At 72.4% G+C, this 16,474-nt stretch carries 12 protein-coding genes and 1 pseudogene; 9 read left to right on the plus strand and 4 right to left on the minus strand.

Annotated features, from left to right (window positions below; all coding sequences use genetic code 11):
* Positions 1 to 80: 80 nt before the first annotated feature.
* The gene (locus ACFWYS_RS24980; protein ID WP_384772984.1) at positions 81 to 1,244 is read right to left on the minus strand and encodes an FAD-dependent monooxygenase; all 1,164 of its coding nucleotides are present in this window, start codon (positions 1,242 to 1,244) and stop codon (positions 81 to 83) included.
* Positions 1,245 to 1,338: 94 nt separating this feature from the next.
* Between ACFWYS_RS24980 and ACFWYS_RS24985 the strand changes: the two genes are divergently transcribed.
* From ACFWYS_RS24985 to ACFWYS_RS24995, 3 genes and pseudogenes are all read left to right on the plus strand, one after another.
* A complete protein-coding gene (locus ACFWYS_RS24985) occupies positions 1,339 to 1,896 on the plus strand; it encodes a TetR/AcrR family transcriptional regulator (RefSeq protein ID WP_384772986.1) in 558 nt (185 codons plus the stop codon).
* 137 nt (positions 1,897 to 2,033) lie between these two features.
* Positions 2,034 to 4,175: a SpoIIE family protein phosphatase gene (locus tag ACFWYS_RS24990; RefSeq protein ID WP_384772989.1), complete on the plus strand. Its 2,142-nt coding sequence runs from the start codon at positions 2,034 to 2,036 to the stop codon at positions 4,173 to 4,175.
* Positions 4,172 to 4,429: pseudogene (locus tag ACFWYS_RS24995) on the plus strand (DUF5990 family protein); the annotation flags it as partial. The gene ACFWYS_RS24990 and the pseudogene ACFWYS_RS24995, both read left to right, overlap by 4 nt.
* A 72-nt stretch (positions 4,430 to 4,501) precedes the next feature.
* Here the strand turns inward: ACFWYS_RS24995 and ACFWYS_RS25000 are convergent.
* Both ACFWYS_RS25000 and ACFWYS_RS25005 read right to left on the minus strand, forming a co-directional pair.
* Entirely contained in the window at positions 4,502 to 5,149 is a 648-nt protein-coding gene (locus tag ACFWYS_RS25000; protein WP_384772991.1) for a response regulator, read from the minus strand.
* Entirely contained in the window at positions 5,146 to 6,357 is a 1,212-nt protein-coding gene (locus ACFWYS_RS25005; RefSeq protein WP_384772994.1) for a sensor histidine kinase, read from the minus strand. The genes ACFWYS_RS25000 and ACFWYS_RS25005 overlap by 4 nt, the downstream gene beginning before the upstream one ends.
* 235 nt (positions 6,358 to 6,592) lie before the next feature.
* Here ACFWYS_RS25005 and ACFWYS_RS25010 point away from each other — a divergent pair, with 235 nt between their 5' ends.
* From ACFWYS_RS25010 to ACFWYS_RS25025, 4 genes are all read left to right on the plus strand, one after another.
* A complete protein-coding gene (locus ACFWYS_RS25010; protein WP_384772997.1) occupies positions 6,593 to 7,162 on the plus strand; it encodes a heme-binding protein in 570 nt (189 codons plus the stop codon).
* Between the two features lie 101 nt (positions 7,163 to 7,263).
* Positions 7,264 to 8,688 carry an MFS transporter gene (locus ACFWYS_RS25015; protein WP_384773000.1) on the plus strand — a complete coding sequence of 475 codons (1,425 nt, stop codon included), beginning with the start codon at positions 7,264 to 7,266 and terminating at the stop codon, positions 8,686 to 8,688.
* A gap of 78 nt (positions 8,689 to 8,766) precedes the next feature.
* On the plus strand, positions 8,767 to 9,381 hold the full coding sequence (locus tag ACFWYS_RS25020; protein ID WP_384773003.1) for a dihydrofolate reductase family protein: 615 nt from the start codon (positions 8,767 to 8,769) through the stop codon (positions 9,379 to 9,381).
* Positions 9,382 to 9,440: 59 nt separating this feature from the next.
* Positions 9,441 to 10,133 carry a YoaK family protein gene (locus ACFWYS_RS25025; protein WP_384773006.1) on the plus strand — a complete coding sequence of 231 codons (693 nt, stop codon included), beginning with the start codon at positions 9,441 to 9,443 and terminating at the stop codon, positions 10,131 to 10,133.
* Positions 10,134 to 10,256: 123 nt separating this feature from the next.
* On the opposite strand, the gene ACFWYS_RS25030 is transcribed toward ACFWYS_RS25025, so the two are convergent.
* The gene (locus ACFWYS_RS25030) at positions 10,257 to 12,293 is read right to left on the minus strand and encodes a spermidine synthase (RefSeq protein WP_384773008.1); all 2,037 of its coding nucleotides are present in this window, start codon (positions 12,291 to 12,293) and stop codon (positions 10,257 to 10,259) included.
* A gap of 174 nt (positions 12,294 to 12,467) precedes the next feature.
* On the opposite strand from ACFWYS_RS25030, the gene ACFWYS_RS25035 reads away from it, so the two are divergent.
* Both ACFWYS_RS25035 and ACFWYS_RS25040 read left to right on the plus strand, forming a co-directional pair.
* Positions 12,468 to 13,436 carry a cyclase family protein gene (locus tag ACFWYS_RS25035; protein ID WP_384773010.1) on the plus strand — a complete coding sequence of 323 codons (969 nt, stop codon included), beginning with the start codon at positions 12,468 to 12,470 and terminating at the stop codon, positions 13,434 to 13,436.
* A gap of 154 nt (positions 13,437 to 13,590) precedes the next feature.
* A complete protein-coding gene (locus ACFWYS_RS25040) occupies positions 13,591 to 16,437 on the plus strand; it encodes a SpoIIE family protein phosphatase (protein WP_384773013.1) in 2,847 nt (948 codons plus the stop codon).
* Positions 16,438 to 16,474 lie beyond the last annotated feature (37 nt).

Consider the following 16,474-nt stretch of genomic DNA (forward strand, 5'->3'; position numbering starts at 1 on the left):
CCCAAGTCGCTGTATGAGCCCACCATGTCCGCAGCGGGCCCGCCCGTGCGATGGGGCAGCCATCAGGATCGACGGTGGGGTCAGCACCCCGTTCCCGGCGGGGTCCATGCGGCATGTCGCAGCATCGCGCGGACGGTCACGCGCGCGGGGGCCAGCCGCAGGGCGGTGTTGCGTACGGCGACGGCCAGGGGGTGCGTCAGCTGTTGCCCCATCCGGCCGGCCTGGCGGGCGGCGCGTGCCACGGACTGGCTGCGCGGACGGCGCTCGGCGTCGTAGCGGGCCAGCGCCGAGGCGACGGTGGGCTCGTCGGCGAGGGCGGCGGCCAGCACCGTAGCGTCCTCCAGCGCCTGGCAGGCGCCCTGGCCGAGGTGCGGGGTCATGGCGTGGGCCGCGTCACCGAGCAGGGCGATCCGGCCCGCCGTGAAGGACGGCAGCGCGGTCGCCACCTCGTGGATGTCGTGGTGCAGCACGGCCTCCGGCTCGGTCGCCTCCAGCAAGGCCGGGATCGGATCGTGCCAGTCGCCGAAGCGGCGGCGCATCGCGGCGAGGGGGTCGGCATACCGCACGCCGGGCGGCGAGTTGAGCACCGCGTGCCATTCGGCCCGGCCGTCGGCGAACGCGATGTGGCCGAACTCGGCGCCTCTGCCCCAGGTCAGTTCGAAGTCCGTCGCCAACCCGACCGGCCGCCCGGTGACGGCACGCAGCACGGTCGACCCGCTGTAGGCCGGGCCGGGATGCCCGGGAAACAGCCGAGCACGCAGCCGACTGCCCGCCCCGTCCGCGGCCACGACGAGATCCGCCTCCAGGACGGCGTCCCCGACCGGTATCCGCACCCGGCCGGGGACGGAGTGGTCGACGGACGTTACCTCGGTCCCGACCACCAGGCACCCGGACGGCAGCGCCGCACGCAGCAGTCGATGCAGCACGGCCCGGGGGACACCGACGATCGGCGTGCCCAGCTCACGCTCCAGTGCCGCCCCGTCCATCCGGGCGAGCCATCCGCCACCGGGGACACGGGTACCCCCGGTGTACTGCGGCCGCGCGGCCGCGCGCACGCCCTCTCCGACACCGAGGACGTCCAGCGCACGCATGCCGTTGGCGTGCAGGGAGATACCCGCGCCGGCGTCGGCGAGGACGGGGGCGCGTTCGACGACCGTCACCTCCCAGCCGATCCGGCGCAGACCGATCGCGGCGGCCAGCCCGCCGATGCCTCCGCCGACCACCACAGCGCTGCCGCCGCCCATGCCGGGCCTCCCTCGTCCGTCCCGTCACCCGGTTTCTACATCTGTAGAAACCCGAGGAAGAGTACCCCGATCCTCTACAGGTGTAGAAAGGGGTATGCCCGCAGACCGACGTACCGTCCTCGCCGACGCCGCCATCGACGTACTCGCCGAGGCCGGAATCCGGGGACTGACCCACCGCGCGGTGGACCGGGCAGCGAACCTGCCGTCCGGCACCACCTCCGCCTACTACCGCACCCGCCAGGCCCTGCTGACCGCCCTGGTCCGCCGCCTGGGCAACCTCGACCAGGCGGAACTCCAGGCGATCGGGGCACAGACACCGGTGCCGCGCAACGCCGACGAACTGGCGGCCGGGATCGCCGCCTTCGTCGAGCGACGGCTCACGGGCGACGGACGCCGACGCACCCTCGCCCGCTACGCCTGCGCCATCGAGAGCGTGCACCACCCCGAACTGCGGGAGATCCTCGTGCCGCGCCACAACGCGGGACGACAGGTCGTGCACGACTTCCTGACCGCGCAGGGCGTCGCGGACGCCGACGACCGCACGATCACGCTGCTGACCTGCGTGGACGGACTGGTCTTCGACCGCCTGGTGGGCGGCGGAACCGTGTCCGACCAGGTGATCCGGGGGCTGGTCGCGGCGGCGCTCCGATAACCCGCCGCCACCCTGCCGTACAGGGCGGGCCGCCCCGCCCCTTTCCGCCCCCTGCGCCCTCCCGCGCGGTCCGCTCCGCGTGCCGCCTCCGCCGCGCGGACGTACCGTCCTGATATGGGCGGGAGGGTGTGTCCCACGTGACCGGGCGCTCCGAGGAATCCGCCGATGCCGATCCGCTGGGCGGGGCATTGGCGGCGGCGGTGCACCGTACGGGCGCCGTGGCCGGGGGCGTCTATCTGGCCGACCCCGAGGGGACGGTACTGGCCCTGCACGCGATCTGCGGGGTGCCGGTCGAGGCGGTCGAGCCCTGGTGGCGGGTGACGCTGGCCGCCCCCGGTCCGGCCCAGGACGCCGTCCACGAGGAGCGGCTGGTCTGGGTGAGTTCCCAGGAGGAGCTGGCCCGGTCGTACCCGCGCGCGGCGGCGAACATGCCCTACCGGGTGGCCTTCGCGATCACGCCCCTCACCGGCCTGCGCGACAGCCGGGGCGCGCTGATGCTGATGTGGCGGTCCGACCGTCCGGGCCGGCTGACGCTCCGCGAGCGCGGCGGCATCGCCCTGAGCGCCCGGCGCGTCGCCCGGGTCCTGGACGCCGCCCGCCCCACGGCCGTACCGGACCGGCCCCGCTTCGTCCCGCTGCGCCCCCGGGAGGTACGACGCGTACGGCCGGCGCTCGCCGCGACCGAGCTGACCGAACGACTCACCCTCGGCGCCCTCGCCCTCGACCGGGAGGGCCGGATCACCTTCACCAACCCCGCGGCGGACGAACTCCTGGGCCGGCCCGCCGAGCAGCTGCTGGGCACCCAGCTGTGGCAGTCGCTGTCCTGGCTGGACAACGTCGCCTTCATGGACGCCTACCGCACGGCCCTGATCAGCCACGAGCCCCTCGCCCTGACGGTGCTGCGCCCCTCCGTCCAGTGGCTCAGCTTCCGTTTCGACGCGGACGCCGGCGGCATGAGCATCCTCATCACCCCGGGCGACCCCGTCGGCCCGCCGGTGCGGCCGGCCGACACCCAGCCCGTCCACATCGACGCCCCGGCCACCAGCCGCATCCACCTCCTGGTGTACCTGGCGGCCTCGCTGACCGAGGCCGTGGGCGTGAAGGACGTCGTCGACCTGGTCGCCGACCAGATCCTGCCCGCCTTCGGCGCCCACGGCATGATCATGTCCACCGTCGATGCCGGCCGGATGCAGATCATCGGGCACCGCGGCTACACCCCGAACACCATCGAACAACTCGACGGCCTGCCCGCGGACGCCGACCTCACCCCGGCCGGCCGTGCCCTGGCCACCGGCAGCTCCTCCTACTTCGCCGACCGTGCGGAGCTGGCCCGCGCCTACCCCAAGGCGCCGCAGATCAGCGACAAACACGCCTGGGCGTTCCTGCCGCTGATCACCTCCGGACGCCCTCTCGGCTGCTTCGTCCTCGCCTACAACCACCCGCACGCCCTCACCGCCGCGGAGCGCTCCATCCTCACGCCGCTCGCCGGTCTCATCGCCCAGGCCCTGGACCGTGCCCGCCTCTACGACGCCAAGCACAGCCTCGCCCACGCCCTCCAGCAGACCCTGCTGCCGCGCACCCTGCCGACCGTGGCCGGACTGGACGTCGCCGCCCGCTATCTGCCCGCGAGCCACGGCATGGACATCGGCGGCGACTTCTACGACCTCATCCGGCTCACCGAGACGACCGTCGCGGCCGTCATCGGCGATGTGCAGGGCCACGACGCGACGGCGGCCGCCCTCATGGGCCAGGTCCGCACCGCCGTCCACTCCCACGCCACCGCCGGCGCCAGCCCCGCGCAGGTCCTCGCCCGCACCGACCGCGACCTGGCCGACCTGGAGGCCGGCCGGTTCGTCTCCTGCCTCTACGCCCACCTCGACCTGGCCCGCCACGAGGTGACCCTCGCCAGCGCCGGCCACCCACCCCCGCTGCTGCGCCACCCCCACACGCACGCCCACACGGTCGACATCGACCCCGGCCCGCCCCTGGGCATCGGCATGGGCATGAGCACCACCGCCTTCCCACCCACCGCCCTGCCCCTGACCGAAGGCACCCTCCTGGCGCTCTACACCGACGGCCTGGTGGAGATCCCCGGCGCCGACATCGACCAGACCACCGCCGAACTAGCCCACCACCTCGGCGAGTCGAGCGACCTCCCCCTGCACCACCTGGTCGACCACCTCGTCCACCACACCCGCCCCACCGACCGCCACCACACGGACGACGTCGCCCTCCTCCTGCTCCGCCCGACCCGCCCCGCCGGACCGGCACGGCGATGAGGCGACGCCCACCGAAGCGACCAGCACATCCCGAGCACCACGAGCCACGACTACGGGGATCACAACCACGGGGATCACGACCACGCGTCTACCTGTCGTGGGGCACGGTGGACGACGCCGGGGACTTCACCATGTTCCGCCGGGCCAAGCTCATGCTGGACGCCGTCCCGGCCGAGGTGCTGGACGGCGTCGTGGCGGGCGGCCTGCTGGTCGGACGGCTCGGGCTCACCGATGCGCGGGGCGGCCCGCTGTGCGCGCGGGTCCGCGGAGCGTGCCCCGCGCCCCTGACCCGCGCTGACCGCACCGAACCCGCGGGTCGAGGCAGGTCAGGGCAGCAGTCGGCGTTCCTTCGCGACGGCCACCGCGCCCGCACGGGTGTCGACGCCGAGCTTGTCGTAGATGCGGCGCAGATGGGTTTTGACGGTGGCCTCGCTGATGTAGAGCGCGCGGGCGATGTCCCGGTTGCCGATGCCGCGGGCGAGCTGGGTGAGGATGTCGCGCTCGCGGTCGGTGAGGGTGGGCCGGGGCCGGCGCAGGTTGGCCATCACGCGGCCGGCGACCGGCGCGGACAGGGCGGTTCGTCCCTCGGCGGCGGCGTGGATCGCGGCGAACAGTTCGTCGGCGCGCTCGGCCTTGAGCAGGTAGCCGGTGGCGCCGGCCTCGATGGCGCGGGTGATGTCGGCGTCGGTGTCGTAGGTGGTCAGGACCAGGACGTGAGGAGAGGCGCCGGGGCCGGGGGAGGAGGTGAGGCGGCGGGTGGTCTCCACGCCGTCGATGCCCTCGCCGAGCTGCAGGTCCATCAGCACCACGTCCGGGGTGAGTCGCGCGGCCAGTGCGAGTGCTTCCTCGCCGGTGCCGGCCTCGCCGACGACGTCGATGCCGGGGGCGCTGTCGAGCAGGGCGAGCAGTCCGGCCCGTACGACGGTGTGGTCGTCGCAGACCAGGATGCGTACGGGAGCGCGGTCGGTGCTCATCGGGGTGTCTCCAGGGGGAGGGGCACGGCGGCGGACAGGACGGTGCCCTCGCCGGGGGTGGACTCGATGGTCAGGGTGCCGCCGAGGGCGCGCAGCCGGGCGTGCATGGCGGGCAGCCCGTGCCCGCGTCCGCCGTCGGGGTCGCCGGGTGGCGCGGCGGCATCGAAGCCGTGGCCGTCGTCGGAGACGTCGAGGACGACCTCGTCGTCCAGGAGTGTCAGGGTGAGGGCGGCGGTGCGGGCACCGGCGTGTTCGCGGACGTTGGCCAGGGCGCCCTGCGCGATCCGCAGCAGGGCGGACTGGACGCGGTCGGGCAGCCGGGGGAGACGGCCGTCGCCGTCGGTGTGGACGCGGACGGTGAGCTGCGCACCGGACTCCCGTGCCGCCAGGGCACGCAGCGCCTCGTCGAGGCCGCCGCCGCGGGCGAGGTCGGCGGGGGCGAGGTCGTGCACGAAGCGGCGGGCTTCGGCGAGATTGTGCTCGGCGACGGACGCGGCGGTGCGGACATGGGCGCGGGCCTTGCCCGGTTCGGTCTCCCACACCCGGTCCGCGGCCTGGAGCAGCATCTGCTGGCTGGACAGGCCCTGGGCGAGGGTGTCGTGGATCTCCATGGAGAGCCGCTGGCGTTCGGCGAGGGTGCCCTCGCGGCGTTCCGCGGCGGCGAGTTCGGCGCGGGTGCGGAGCAGATCGTCGATCAGGACGCGCTGACGTGCGGTGTGCCGTTCCATCTGCAGGAAGACGGCGGTGGCGAGCGCGGCGACGGCCGGCGGGGCGAGGACCAGGTTGGGGTCGAAGCGGCCGACGAGCTGGACCTGCGCGGCGACGACGAACACGGTCAGGACGGCCACGAGAACGAGCGCCGCACGCGGCGGCAGGGTGCGCAGACCGGTGTAGAAGAGGGGCACCGCGCACCAGGCGAAGCTGGGCGCGAGCACGACCAGCACCATCCACACCACGACGACGAGCGCCAGCCACGCGGTGTGCCGTCGGGTGGGCCGGGCGCCGGAGTCACCCGCCCTGGGGCCCAGCAGGTGCAGTACGGCGAGCACGACGCACAGCGCGATGATCCAGGGGGTGCGTGGTTCGCCGGGGTGGCGCAGCAGGAACCGGGCGAGCGCGCCGCCGAGCAGCAGGAAGAACGCCGCGTGCATCACGACGCCGAGCCACCGGGCGTCCACGGTGCCCGCTTCGTACGACCGGTTCCCCATCCGGGGCCGCCTCCCTTCCCACACGCATGCGCTGAACTGGGCAAACACCTCCATTGTGACCCGGTGTGAGGGCCGGGAGGGTCAACCGATCGGATGACCCCGGTGTCGTCCGTAGTGCGACGGGGAGGCAGCCGGAACGTCGACGGCCGGTGCCTGGTTCCGCACGGAGGGTGGAGAGCGGACACAGCAGGGCGGCAACCGGGCCGCCCCGCCCATCGAAGGAGTCGACCGACCCATGAACCGAGTGCGCAAGTCCTTCTCCCGCCGTGCCCGCGTCGCGACGGGCGGCGCCGTGCTCGCCGTCGTCGCCCTGGCGGGCTTCGGCGCGGTGTCCGCGAACGCCTCGGCCCCGGCCACCCCGTCCGCCGCCGCGGCCTCGGCCGCCGCCCCTGCCCGGGCCACGACCACCTCCACCCACCTGACGATCGACGCCGCCACCGAGGCCGCGCAGGCCGCGCTCGACGCCGCCGAGAAGGAGAACCAGCGCGTCACGGTCGCCGTGGTGGACCGCAACGGCAACACGATCGTCACCCTGCGCGGCGACGGCGCCGGCCCGCAGTCCTACGAGTCCGCCGAGCGCAAGGCGTTCACCGCGGTGGCCTGGAACGCCCCCACCTCCCAGCTGGCCGAGCGCCTGGAGCAGGCCCCGAACCTGAAGGACATCCCCGGCACGCTGTTCCTGGCGGGCGCGGTCCCCGTCACCGCGGGCAACGCGCCGATCGCCGCCATCGGCGTCGCGGGTGCTCCGTCCGGCGCGCTGGACGAGAAGTTCGCACAGGTGGGAGCCGAGGCGGTGGCTCGCTAGCCGTGTACTGCGCAAGCGCCCCAGCTCCCCACTTTCGGGAGATATGACCCCTATTGTTCCCGTTGGTGCAAAGGTCTCTGCGGACGGGAGGAGCTGGGGCGGTGGCGTTCGCGGAGCCGGCCGACGGCGGGCGGTCCAAGCCCTCCGGCGAGGAGACCCCGCAGCCCGAGCGACGGGCCCAGCCCTGGGCGCCCCTGCTGGCGGTGTGCGCCGGGTACTTCATGGTGATCCTGGACGTGACGGTCCTCAACGTCGCCGTACCCGTGATCGGCCGCGAGCTGTCGGCCTCCCTCACCGGCATCCAGTGGATCACCGACGGGTACACCCTGGTCTTCGCCGGGTTCCTGCTGACCGGTGGCGCGCTCGGCGACCGGCTGGGCAACCGCCGGATCTTCTGCTCGGGCGTGGCGGTGTTCACCGTGGCCTCGGCCGCCTGCGCGCTCGCGCCCGGGACGCTGTTCCTGGTGGCGGCCCGGCTGGTGGAGGGCCTGGGCGCGGCACTCATCGTGCCCGGCTCCCTGGCCCTGCTCCAGCAGGCCTACCCGGAGCCGGAGGTACGCTCACGGGCCTTCGGACTGTGGGGTTCGATGGCCGGCATCGCGGCCTGCGCCGGACCGCTGCTGGGCGGAGCGCTGGTCTCCACGGTGGGCTGGCGCTGGGTCTTCCTCATCAACCTGCCCGTCGGAGTGGCCTGCACACTGCTGACCCTGCGGTACGTCGCACGCTCGCCCCGGCGAACCGGCCGGGCCCTGGACTGGCCGGCGCAGTGCGTGGTCGTGGCGACGGTGGCGCTGCTGACCGCGGCACTCAACGAGGCCGGACGGCGCGGCTGGTCGGATCCCGCCGTGCTCGCCGGGCTGGGCCTGGCCGCACTGACCACCACGGCGTTCGTGGTGCGCGAACGGCTGGCCCGCTCTCCCGTCCTCCCACTGGACCTGCTCCGCTCCCGCGAGATGAGCGGGGGAGCCGCCATCGGCCTGCTGTTCAACTTCGGCTTCTACGGCATAGTGTTCACCGCCAGCCTCCAGTTCCAGCACCAGCGCGGCTACAGCGCCCTCGGCACCGGGCTGGCGCTGTTCCCGGCGGTGGCGATGACCATGTTCGCCTCCGTCCTCTCCGGACGGCTGACCCGCCGGACCGGTGACCGCCCGCTCGTGATCTCCGGGATGCTCCTGGCCGCCCTCGGACTGACCGGCTGGGCCGCGGCCGGGGCCGATCCCGCCTACGCGCTGCTGGTGGCCCCCATGATGGCCGTGGGCTTCGGCACGTCCTTCGCCCTCACCGGCTCGACCGCCACGGTGATGGGCGCCGCACCCCCTGCCTACTCGGGAGCCGCGTCCGCCCTGTTCAACACCACCCGCCAGATCGGCAGCGCCACCGGCGTGGCTCTCGGCGGCACCCTGCTCGCCACAGCCACGGACTACGACGCCGGGCTCCGCCTCAGCATGACGGCGGGCGCGGTCGCGTATCTGATCGCGGCGGGGCTGGCGTGGCGGTGCGTGCCGGCGCGGACGGAGGGGGCGTAGCCAGGCGTGTCGAATACACCCGTTCCCGATCGACGTGAGAGTGAAGGCAGCGCACCCCAGCACCCAGGAGTACTCATCGTGACCGTGACCGCGGATCTGGCCATCTCCCTGGACGGCTACGTCGCCGGCACCGACGTCGGCATCGACAACCCGGGAGGCGACGGCGCCGAGCCGCTCTTCGAGTGGATCCACGACCTGGCGAGCTGGCGGGAACGCCAGGGCATGACGGGCGGGGAGGAGAACGAGGACTCCCGGCTGATGCGCGAGTGGTTCGACGCCACCGGGGCGGTGGTCATGGGCCGCATGATGTACGACACGGGCGAGGAGTTCTGGGGCGACAACCCCCCGTTCCGCACACCGGTCTTCGTCCTCACCCACCGCCCCCGACCGACCCTGGTCAAGGAAGGCGGAACCACCTTCACCTTCGTCACCGACGGCATTCACCGCGCCCTGGACCGGGCGCGCGCCGCGGCCGGCGACAGGAACGTCGACATCGCGGGCGGCGCGAGCACGGTGCGGCAGTACCTCGACGCGGGACTCATCGACGAGCTGCAACTGCACGTGGTGCCCGCACTCCTCGGCGACGGCCTGCGGCTCTTCGACGGCCCGGGCGCACAACGACAGAACCTGGAGCCGGTCAGGATGGTCGCCACGCCCCTCGCGACCCACCTGAAATACCGCTTCGTGAAGTGAAAACTGAAGGTCCGTCAGGTGATCACGCACGCTCCGCCCAGGATGGATGGGAACAACGCATGCCCGCATCGGCCGACTCCGACCCACTGCCGAAGGCGCTGATCGCGTTGACCGCGGTCACCGGGATCGTCGATGCGGTGGCGTTCCTGGGCCTCGGGCAGATCTTCACCGCCTTCATGACGGGCAACATCCTTTTCCTCGGGTTCGCCTTCGGGGGCGGCGAAGGGCTCGCCCCCCTCGGTTCGCTCACGGCACTCGCCGGGTTCACGGTCGGTGTCGTTGCCGGCAGCCGCCTCGGCGCCGCCACGGCCGCCCGCCGCCGTCGATGGCTGCTGAGCTCCGCCGCCATCGCCTCCACCCTGCTGGTGGCCGCGGCATTGACGGCGATCGGCCTGCGGGCGGCGGCGGGTCACCCGCTGCCGAGGCACTATGCGGTGATCGCGCTGACCGCGGCGGCCATGGGGGTTCGCAGCGCGACGATGTGGCAGCTCGGGGCGCAGGTGAACACCACGCTGGTGACCGGCACCCTCATCACCTGGATCAGGAAGTCGGCGGTGGGCGGCGGCACGTCGGATGCCTCCCAGCCCTTCCGCGGAGCCGCCCTGCTGGCGGTCCTCGCCGGAGCGGCCATCGGCACGCTGTTGCTGCGTGCGGGCCTCACCGCGGCGCTGCTGGTCGCCGCGGCGGGCGTACTGGCCGCCATCGGGAGCTATGTCGCCCATCCGGCATCCCGACGGGCGCCGAGCGCCTGAGCCACCGGCTCCGGTACGGGCGATGCGCCGGAGCCGCCTGCGCGGTGGCCGAGGACTTGGCACCCAGGACCGTCCCCGCTGCCGCATCCTGCGCTCTCCCCGCCGCCGCACCCTGCACCGGTATCAGCGGCCCGTGCTCGGCTGGGCCTTGACGGCCACGGTCTCCTCCGGCATCGGCGTTGCCCGCAGGTCCGGCCCGCGACCGGTGAAGCGCATGGCGACGCATGCCCCCAGGTACAGGGCGGCGACGATCAGCAGCAGCGCCTGATAGCCCGTCATCAGCGCCAGGTATTCGAGCGCGCCCCCGGTCAGCGCGCCCAGCAGATTCGCGCCGAACGCGGAGGTCGGGTCGGGGGCCAGCGCGAGACGGTCCGAGAAGATGAGGTTGGCGCAGAAGATCGGCGCGAAGGCCAGCGCGATCGCGGCCGCGAGCCGTCCGGCGAAGGGCAGCGCGAGCACGGCCTGCGCCGGAACCAGCCAGGCCGCCGCGAGGGAGCCGAAGAGCAGCAGTTGCAGCACCAGTTGGCTGACCCGCCGCAATCTGCGTCGGACCTCGACCGCTGCGAGGACGGAGAGCAGGACACCGAAGAACACGAGGGCGTTGACCAGCCAGGTCGTTCCGAAGAAGAGCGCGAAGCCGATCACGTTCTTCGTTTCGAGCAGCATGAAAGCCGCGCCCAGCAGAAACATGTCGGTGTAGCGGAGCGTGCTCCGGATGCGAACCCCGGTCAGGCGCACCGACAGCAACGTCACCAGCAGGATCGCGCCCAGGGCGCCCAGGTAAAGCGTGGGGATGGTCCGGTGCAGCAGATACGGGAAGGGGTGGTCATCGGTCGCGGCCGCGGGGACCGGCCCGCTTGCCCGCCAGATCTGCTTGCATGCCTGGTCGGCGGGGGTCATCCCGGCCACCAGCACGGCCGCGTTCCGTTTGAACGTCGTCATACAGGGGGCGTGGCCGTAGAGGTCGTCGAGGTCGCCGGCGAAGCGGTCGACCAGCCAGCTCTTGCGATAGTAGTTGTACATGGCGAACGCGCCGTCCGGCGTCAGATGATCGCGGGCGGCTTCGAACGCCTGACGGGTGAACAGGTAGCTCTCCAGCCGCAGATTGCTCGCGCCCGACACCAGCGTCAGAGAGTCCGGGAGCGCCAGAATGATCAGGTCGTACTTGGCCTTCGTCCGTTCCAGGAACGCCCGCCCGTCGTCGATGTGGACGTGCACTCGTGGGTCGTCGTACGGCCGGGCGGGGTGCAGGTGTGCACCGATCTCCTGCAGGCGCGGGTCGATTTCGACCGCGTCCACGTGCTCCGCTCCGTGCGCCAGCGCGACCGCGACGTCATTGCCGTTACCGGCCCCGATGACCAGCACGCGCTTGTGCGGGTTGCGGGGCGTCTGCTCGTACGCCTGCCGATAGGGCGAGTTCTCCCGCATCAGCACCGGCAGCGGCGCGGTGCTCTGGTGCGGGACGCCGTTGGCGGAGATGTAGTAGGTCCGGGTGGCGGTCGGTGAGGCTTTGAGCTCGATCTTGTAGTAGGGCGACCAGGACATGCCGGCCGTCGTCGTCTCCAAGAACAGCGCGGCGACCATCGCCGTGAGGGGGATGCCGTACAGCAAGGTGTTGCGGCGTCCGCCGAGGATCAGCAGGGCCGCGGCGGCGCATACGCCCCACACGACCGACGGGGCGCGCAGCCAGGACAGTACGGCGAAGGAGACCGAACCGGTGATGCTGCCGAGCAGGTCGTAGCGGTAGGCATCGAGCGAGGGGAGTTGGCGGAAGAGGTCGGCGGTGATCTTGCCGATGCCGGCCATGATCACCGCGGTCAGCAGGAAGATGGCCGGCAGCGTCACCCACTGGGGCAGGCCGGTGGTCTTCACGGCCGTGAAGTAGATGACCTCACTGCTGCTCTGACGCACCTGCACCGGGTACGCGCGCACGAAGACGACGAGAAGCGCGAGGGGGATGGGCGTCCAGCGTTTGAGCCACTGCCCGCGATCCGCCGGGATCAGGAATCCGATGCCGATGCCGAGGAACGATCCCAGCAGGATGAAGTTCGAAAAGTAGCTGAGATGGACGACGTTGGCACCGGCCCATCTGATCAGCGCCAGCTCGACGAAGAGCATGGTGGTGCTGGCCAGCACGAGCCTCCATCGCACCGATGTCATGGTTTGCCCTGTTTTGGTCAGCTCCATGCGTGTGTACGGTGCCAGTTTCAGGGCGTTGACGCGAGAAGCCTTGCCGGATTACTGGTGCGAATATCGAGGACGATGCTTTTTCCGTGTCATGGCATCGACGTCCTGCCGTCGGAGCCGTCCCACAGCCGGGAACGGTGAGTACAGATGAGCCCGAGTTCCGCCCAGGCCCCGAACCCCGGATCCGGCGATGTCGGCAACGGTCCTGCCGTCTCCCGACGGGAGTTCGACGCACTCTTCGAGGCGGTTCGCACCTGGGGCCGGTGGGCGCCGGCCGACCGCGGCGCCTGGAACCGGGTGACCGCGGAATCCGTACGGCGGGCCACGGCCATGGTGCGGTCCGGGACCGTCGTCCCGATGTCACTGCCCTGGAACACCCGGCCCGGCCCCGACAACCGCAGGCCCGCCCTGCACCACATGACCGATCTGGGCGATCGGGAAGCCCCGGAACCCGCCACCTACAAGGACTTCATTGCCGCCGACTACCACGGCAAGGGTGTCACCCATCTCGATGCCCTCAGCCACATCGCCTACCGGGGGCACCTCTACGACGGCCGGGCGGCGGACGAGGTCGTCGACGCCGCGGGCGCCCGCTTCGGCGCGGTGTCCGCGCTCGGCCCCCTCGTCACCAAGGGGGTGCTTCTCGACCTGCCCGCCGTCCTCGGTATCCGCTGGCTGGAGCCGGGGCAGGCGGTCCATGCGAAGGACGTCATCGCTGCCGAGAAGGCACTCGATGTGGCGATCGGCGAGGGCGACGCGGTGCTGCTGCGTTCCGGACATGCCCGCCGCCGCGCGGAACTCGGTGCCTGGGATCCCGACGAGGCGAGCGCCGGGTTCCATGTGGACGCGCTGCCCCTGCTCGGCGAGCGCGGCATCGCGCTGCTGGGTGGCGACGGCGACAGCGATGTGCGGCCCTCACCGGTGGAGGGTGTGCACTCGCCGGTCCACGCCCTGGCCGTGGCCGCGATGGGGGTCCCGCTGCTGGACAACCTCGACTTGGAGGCGCTCTCGGCGGCGACCGCCGAGGCGGGGCGTTATGAGTTCCTGCTGGTGGTGGCGCCGTTGAACGTTCCCGGCGGGACCGGCTCACCTGTCAGTCCGGTCGCGGTCCTGTGACTGCAACCCCGTCCGGTCACCATGCGTGAGTGATCTTGTGGATCGTGACTCATGTCTTTGATTTCCCGTATTGTCGTTAATGCTGGGTATTTCCGAAGATGGGTTACAGAAAGCACGAGTGAGGCGAAGCGTGGTTCGGTCCGGCGGGGAACCGATGTCGACGGGGCGTGCGACAGGCGGCGCAGGGCCCGTACGCTTCCGCGAGCGGTTTCTGCAGGGTGAGCCGGTCGAGACGGGCGTACGGACGTCCATCCTGAACTCGTGGCAGCGCTGCCGGTCCCTGGATCTCTCGCCGGACCAGGCCGACCTTCCCTTCCGCGATGACTTCGACCCGGACGGTCCGATCGTCCACGCGGCCCTGCCCGTACTCGACCGCCTGCAGTCCCGGTTCGACGGCACCTCGATGAACATCTCCGTCGCCGACGCGGGCGGGACCGTTGTCCTGCGTCGTTTCGGAGAGGCGTCGCTGGCCAGAACCCTCCCGGCGATCCAACGCGTCCCGGGATTCGTGTTCGCCGAGCACGTCGCCGGTACCAACGGCATCGGTCTCGCGCTCGCGGAGCGCCGGCTGATCCGGGTCTACGGCGCCGAGCACTTCGCCGAGCGTTCCCAGGGGAGCGCCTGCCGCGCACTGCCCGTCCGCGACCCGCTCAGCGGCCGTATCGAGGGTGTCCTGTGCTTCGGATATCCACGCAGCGCCGAGGACCCGGCGCTGGACAGCGTGATACGCAAGGCGGCGGAGGCCATCGAGCGGCGGCTCCTCGGACAGAGCTCCGCGCGCGGGCGCGCTCTGCTGCGGGCGTACCTGGACGCGGGAGCGGGCACCGCGGCCGGTCTCCACCGCGGCATCGGGGTGGACGAACTGGCCCTCGAACTGCACCCCCGGGACCGGTCGGTCCTGGTGGGCAAGGCCGCCGAACTGATCGCCCTGGGGATACGGGCCGCCGTCGACGTGCACCTGTCCGACGGCCGCCTGGTCACGCTCGTGAGCCGTCCGGTGACGACCGCTTGCGGAGTGGCGGGCATCGCCATCGAGGCCGTACTGCCCGGCCTTTCACCCGGAAAGATCCTCGCCGCCGTGCCACGCCAGGTCGACGAGCCGCTGGGCCTCCCCGTCGAGCGTGCCGCCGCCCCCGACGGTCCGCAGCCCGAGGCCGCGCATGCCGCCCCGGCGCCCGAGCGGGCCACCGTCACCGTGTCGTCCGGGCACCTGGCCGGCGCCGGCCAGGCACGGGGCGGCATGAGCGTCGCCGCCGACGGAGCGACGGATCATCGCCCCGGCTCCCCGCCCTCGCAGACAGGGCTCGTGATGGTGGGGGAGCCGCACGTGGGGACGTATGCGCTGGCCGCGCGGCGCCGCCTGGAGCTGCTCTCCGAGGTCAGCGCCCGCATAGGCACCACCCTGGACGTGCGCCGCACCGCACAGGAACTCGCCGAGACGGCGGTGCCGCGACTGGCCGACTTCGTCACCATCGACCTGCCGGAGGCCGTACTGCGCGGCGAGGAGTCCGCCGATCCCGGCAGCGACCTGCGCCGTGCCGTGGTCCACGGGATCCGCGACGGCCTGCCCTTCTCACCGGTCGGCAAGCGGGTCGACTACGGCCCGACCACGCCCCAGCTGCGCTGCCTGGCCAGCGGACAGGCAGTGCTGGAACCGGACCTGAGGGCGGCGGCGGGCTGGCTCGCGCAGGACCCCGAGCACACCGGGCAACTGCTGGGCCACGTCCACTCCCTCATCGCGGTGCCCCTGGTCGCCCGCGGTGTCGTGCTGGGCATCGTCGGCTTCTACCGGGCACAGGACCCCGCACCCTTCGGTGACGACGACCGTTCGCTGGCCCAGGAACTCGCGAACCGAGCCGCACTCTCCATAGACAACGCCCGGCGCTACACCCGCGAACGCACCATGGTCCTGGCCCTCCAGCGCAGCCTGCTCCCGCACGGTCTGCCCGATCAGGACGCCGTCGAGGTCGCGCACCGCTACCTGCCCGCCGAATCGGACGTGGGCGGGGACTGGTACGACGTCGTCCCCCTCTCGGGAACCCGTGTCGGCCTCTTCGTCGGCGACGTCGTCGGACACGGCATGCTCTCCGCCGCCACCATGGGCCGACTGCGCACCGCCGCGCGCAGCTTCGCCGAACTCGACTTCCCTCCGGACGAAGTCCTCACCCACCTCGACAGCCTCGTGCAACGCCTGGACCGGGACGACCCCGACTCCGACGGCGCCGGCATCATCGGCGCGACCTGCCTGTACGCCGTCTACGACCCGACCTCCCAGCGGTGCACCATGGCGCGGGCTGGCCACCCGCCGCCCGCGCTGGCCCACCCCGACGGCACCGTGTCCTTCCCCGACCTGCCCGCCGGGCCCCCGCTCGGCCTGGGCGGTCTGCCCTTCGAATCCGCCGAGGTCCACCTCCCCGAGGACAGTCGGCTCGTCCTCTACACGGACGGGCTCATCGAGGACCGGCAGCGCGACGTCGACGAGGTCCTCGACCAGCTCCGCGGAGCCCTGGCCCACCCGGAGCGCACGCCCGAGGAGACCTGCCAGGTCATCCTGGACACCGTGGCGTCGGCCCACCCCGGCGACGACATCGCCCTGCTCGTCGCCCGCACCCACGCCCTGCCCCCCGACCGGATCGCCACCTGGGATCTGCCCGCCGACCCGGCCCGGGTCAGCGAGGTCCGCGCCGCCGCCGTCCGCAGGCTGGCCGAGTGGGGCCTCGACGAGGCCGCTTTCGCCGCGGAACTGATGCTCAGCGAGCTGGTCACCAACGCCATCCGGCACGGGGCGGGGCCCATCCGGGTACGGCTGCTGCACGGCCGCACCCTGATCTGCGAGGTCTCCGACTCCAGCAACACCGCCCCGCACCTGCGCCGGGCGGCGAGCACCGACGAGGGCGGTCGCGGCCTGTTCCTCGTCGCTCAGCTGTCACAGAGCTGGGGTACGCGCTACATCCCGCAGGGCAAGGTCATCTGGGCCGAATGCGGCCTCGCCGGGGTCTGACAGGCGCGGCCACACACCACTTCGGAATGCCTGAAAT

Source organism: Streptomyces sp. NPDC059010 (assembly GCF_042740355.1).
In the GTDB taxonomy this organism is placed as follows: Bacteria; Actinomycetota; Actinomycetes; order Streptomycetales; family Streptomycetaceae; genus Streptomyces.